The organism is Candidatus Jordarchaeum sp. (genome assembly GCF_052745115.1).
This window is the reverse complement of record NZ_JBRAKS010000326.1, coordinates 1-4,206: the sequence shown is the minus strand read 5'-3', so window position 1 is coordinate 4,206 and position 4,206 is coordinate 1. Positions and strand designations below refer to the sequence as shown.

Below are 4,206 nucleotides of genomic sequence, written 5' to 3'. Positions count from 1 at the left end.
GTTTTAATATACTAATAGGATTTTATTATAAGCATAATTTTTGTTAACTACACTGAATAATTTTCGAAAAATAGTAAATGTAGACGATTTTTAGAAAATATATTTGAAGGCAATCTGGTAATACCAACACATCCAAAAAGCTGAAAACCAGCACCTTATTTAATCCATACTTATATATAAAAAAAGGAAGTGGAACGTGGGCAAAAATTTCCAGTTCATTTTGCATCTGTAATCAATGAAACCTATACCGCTAAAACTTTCCGGTATACTACATAGACAAATAGCACAATAGCGAAGACCGCAAGTAAGATTTCCACTTCGATAATTCCTATTAGGCCGACTGCGTAAATAAACGCGAACAGGTTGAATAGTATATGTAGAATCACCGCTATGAGATAGAATTTCAGCGTCTTACCTCTAACCAGACCGTAACCAATGATTGCTGCCGAGGAGGCGTGGAACAATATTGCAAAAATTCTCTCAAAAACCGCGATTAAGGAAAGCCCCATCAAACTAGGCGTGAACACCGCAAATGATAATGAATTAATAACTGAGAGTAAATCAGGCAAAACAAAGAGATTAACAAGAATAACTTCTAACGGTGTGAGAGCCATTGTTGCTATAGTGTTAATCTGTGAAAGATAAACAAAGAACAGTATTTGATTAATGTAAAAGTTAGCTGCGGCAGGTGCTAAGAGGAACACTGCCTCTCCGCCTCCGAATCCCAGACCCACCGCTAATCCATAGAAAGCACCGTTCCCCTCATTTAGCCTGACTCTTATGAACGGGAGAATTAGAATTAAAAGTTTTACTGCCTCCTCAATAAAACCAGTACCCAAAAGGTCAACACCCCAAAGAGCATACCCCGAAATGAACAAAACGTAAAATTTCCGAAGAAACGCTAAGTAAAAAACCACCGCGCCTAATAGAAACGCTGCAAAAAGATAACGATAGGATTCCTGTTCAAATCTTACCTTTTTTACTAGAAGCCAAATGATCAAAGGATAAAGTAGTGAAAAGGCAATCGCTATTATAACACCGATTCCGTCCAACATCTGTACCTCTTAATTAACTTTAATTTTAAACATAGAATTTGAATTAAACAATGATATAAATCTTTTGAAAATTAAAAAATAAAATCAGACGTGTACTTGAACTTAATTATGTAATCCCACAAATTTTCCCTGAATTTAAAAAATGGAAAAATCAAAGAAATAATCTAACGCAAATTAAAAATTTATCAAACCCAACTTGATACCGGTCTGAAAATAATTAGTCTTAAAAGAGAATTAAAACCAACACTAAAGAACTGGGTGAAAAATTCTCATTAACCAAATGCTTAATTCCTTATAATCAAAATTTCAAATACTCTGTCTTAATGAGACTGAAATTCTAAAGCAAGAAAATTTTTTATTATCATATAGGCCTTTTATCTAAAATAGTTGCAAGAGCACGAAACTCTTTTTTGAATATTCTTAAAGTTTCGTTGCAATAATTTGTTAGAAAAATTTTATAGTAAAATAATTATTCATTAAAATCTCCAAGGGCGGAAGAAAGACAAATTACCTGAAATATAAAAACCATCTGTTATATGTTTATCTAACAAATAAGATATCAACAACAAAGAACTGGATAAAGATTATTTATCATCTATAAAATACCAATAATTGCTCTACTGCATTAATTTTTATAATGATAGTTTGTCACATAAATAAATGATTTTGAAACTAAGAATGTTAATCATGATCCGAAATTAATTCCGGCGAGTGATTTTACTAGAATTTTAATTATGAAATGTTATCCTGAAAAACATTTACTTTTATGAAATGTTACCTTTAAATAGGGGTTCAACCCATATATTTCAGGCGTTTTCAAGCCCTTTTTTACGGGGAAGAGACCATGAGAAAGAAACAATATACCCTTACTAATAATCAGCGTGAGGTTCTTAATAAATTTTTAAACGATAAGCGAGCGGAATCCCAGCTTAAATCCACGACTCTCAAAAATTATGAAAAATCACTCAGTGTCTTAGCATCTCAGGTCAACAAGGATTTGGATAAAGTCACGGCAGCTGATCTTAAGAAATTTTTTGGGGAACTTGAGCAAAAGAGGGAAGAGGGAAAGATTTCGGATGCATCTATCAGACTGTACCGTGTCTGTATTCGAGCCTTCTATAAATGGCTGGACCGGGATAAGAAGCGTTCCCGAACAGGTTGGATAAAAGTTTCCAAGGTTAAAACAAAAATAAAATCGGAGGACCTACTGAACGAGGAAGAAATTAACAGTCTCATTAACAGCGCCAAGACTCTAAGAGACCGGGCTCTACTCAGTGTACTGTTGGAATCGGGATTAAGAAAGGGTGAACTCTGGAGTTTGAACGTGGGCTCTGTGATTCCCGTTAACTATGGTTTCCTACTTAGTGTGGAGGGCAAGACTGGTACCCGTACCATACCTTTAATCAGCAGTGCCGGAGTTTTGGGTGAACACCTCTCTACGTTACCAAAAGATAAGGATTCTCCTTTGTGGACTAGTTCTCGCGGTACACGTCTGTCACAGATGTCAATCTGGAGAACTGTCAAAACCTGTGCTAAAAGAGCAGGCATCAACAAGCGTACTTACGTGCATTTGATGAGACATATCCGGGCCACCGAGCTTTCAACCAGACTATCGGATCAGACTATGAAAGGATTTTTCGGTTGGAAACCCACCAGCAACATGCCCGGGGTCTACAGCCATATTTCAGGAAAAGAGGTTGTGCGTGAAGTTTTGAGAGTTTCAGGAGTGAATTTGGAGGTAAAAAACAATTCATTGGGCCAAGTTATCTGTCCCCGTTGCAAAGAGGCTAATATTTCATCTACTGATTATTGCTTGCGCTGTGGGATGCCTTTAAAGGGAGAGGTGGAAACCTGGTATCCTGAGTCGGTAGTAAAGGACCTTGAGATGAGAATAAAGAGTCTGGAAGAAAAAGGAAGCAAATAAGCTTAAATCACCATAACATTAATATTAGTGAACACCTTTTAAACTTAAATGAGGCTCAAAGGGTGTACTGGGTTGGAAGAGGTAGGGCTTGATAAAGTCTGGTTGTTTCAATGGTTTTTACAGATTGCGGGTAGGATTCAAAAAATTTTGGGAAAAGACTATATGCGAATAGCCCTATACCACATGGGGAATTACATAAGTGGCAGAATCGGTGAGAAAAGACCCGCCCTTGATTCAGTGGACAAGTTTAGAGGCTACGGATTACAAAGGATAGGACAGATTGAGGATCCTTGGAATTCTGTGCTGTACGGACTTCTGGAGGCTGATGAGGATTATAAAGCCTCTCTAAAAAGAGGTGAAAGTGGTTTCAATAAAATGGCTCAGCTCATTTTAGAGGCCAGTATAGTGGGAAAAGAGCCTATAGAAATCCCAAGCATTTATGAAGCTGCTCAAAAATATTTTGATTTTCTCAAGTCTATTAAGTTGGATGTTCCCACTTCTTATCAAGAAATTGATGCGGATACTATAAATGTGGTGGTTAGTGATTGTTTGTATAAGGATTGCTGCAGAACGGTTCAGGCTGAGAACCTATTTAGGGATGATGGGACTCCCTTTTGCTGGGTTTTGAAAATAAATTGCACCGGGATATTTAAGCTGTCTAGAAATTCAGTAGAGTATAGATTATTAGAATTTGATGCGCCTAATTGTAGAGGCATAATTTTTAAGCTCTAACCTGTTTTTTAGGCCCTTGTAAACTGTTTTTATTAATTTAGTTTATATATTTTTTTAATTGTTTAATTGGTAATATATGGTATTTTGCAATACGGTTTGTTTAATAATTTTCTATTTTTCGAAAAGCATAACTATTTTTAGGCGGTAATAATGATCGTACAAAACAGGATTACTGTGGCACTCAAAAGGTTTTGTAGTTTATTATAAAAGTTTTATTAGTTCTTTATATTGAGATACAAGTAATTTAATTTCTGTAATTTATAAAATGAGACATATAATGATTTTTTTCCTCTTTTAAAAGTTATTTTATGTTATTTTGAAATTTTGAGCCTTCATTTGAATAGAGTCTATTATTTTTAGTATTACCGAATTGCCCCCAAATTTATTTTCGAAAAATAGTAATAATTTACGAAAAATAAAAAACTATTCACCAATACTATTAGAAAAATAATTTAAAAAAATACGGTTAAACGAAATCTTAGGCCAGGGATAAAA

General features: G+C 35.0%; 3 protein-coding genes. 2 read left to right on the top strand and 1 reads right to left on the bottom strand.

Going from position 1 to position 4,206, the window contains the following annotated elements; all coding sequences use genetic code 11:
• Window positions 1-242 precede the first annotated feature (242 nt).
• A complete protein-coding gene (locus tag ACUVXA_RS17070; RefSeq protein WP_445872495.1) occupies window positions 243-1,055 on the bottom strand; it encodes a YhfC family glutamic-type intramembrane protease in 813 nt (270 codons plus the stop codon).
• An 844-nt stretch (window positions 1,056-1,899) separates the two neighbouring features.
• On the opposite strand from ACUVXA_RS17070, the gene ACUVXA_RS17065 reads away from it, so the two are divergent.
• Together ACUVXA_RS17065 and ACUVXA_RS17060 are read left to right on the top strand one after the other, a co-directional pair.
• Window positions 1,900-2,979 (top strand): tyrosine-type recombinase/integrase, encoded by a 1,080-nt coding sequence (locus tag ACUVXA_RS17065; RefSeq protein WP_445872494.1) that lies wholly within the window; start codon window positions 1,900-1,902, stop codon window positions 2,977-2,979.
• Between the two features lie 72 nt (window positions 2,980-3,051).
• A complete protein-coding gene (locus ACUVXA_RS17060; RefSeq protein ID WP_445872493.1) occupies window positions 3,052-3,711 on the top strand; it encodes a hypothetical protein in 660 nt (219 codons plus the stop codon).
• The last annotated feature ends 495 nt before the right edge of the window (window positions 3,712-4,206 follow it).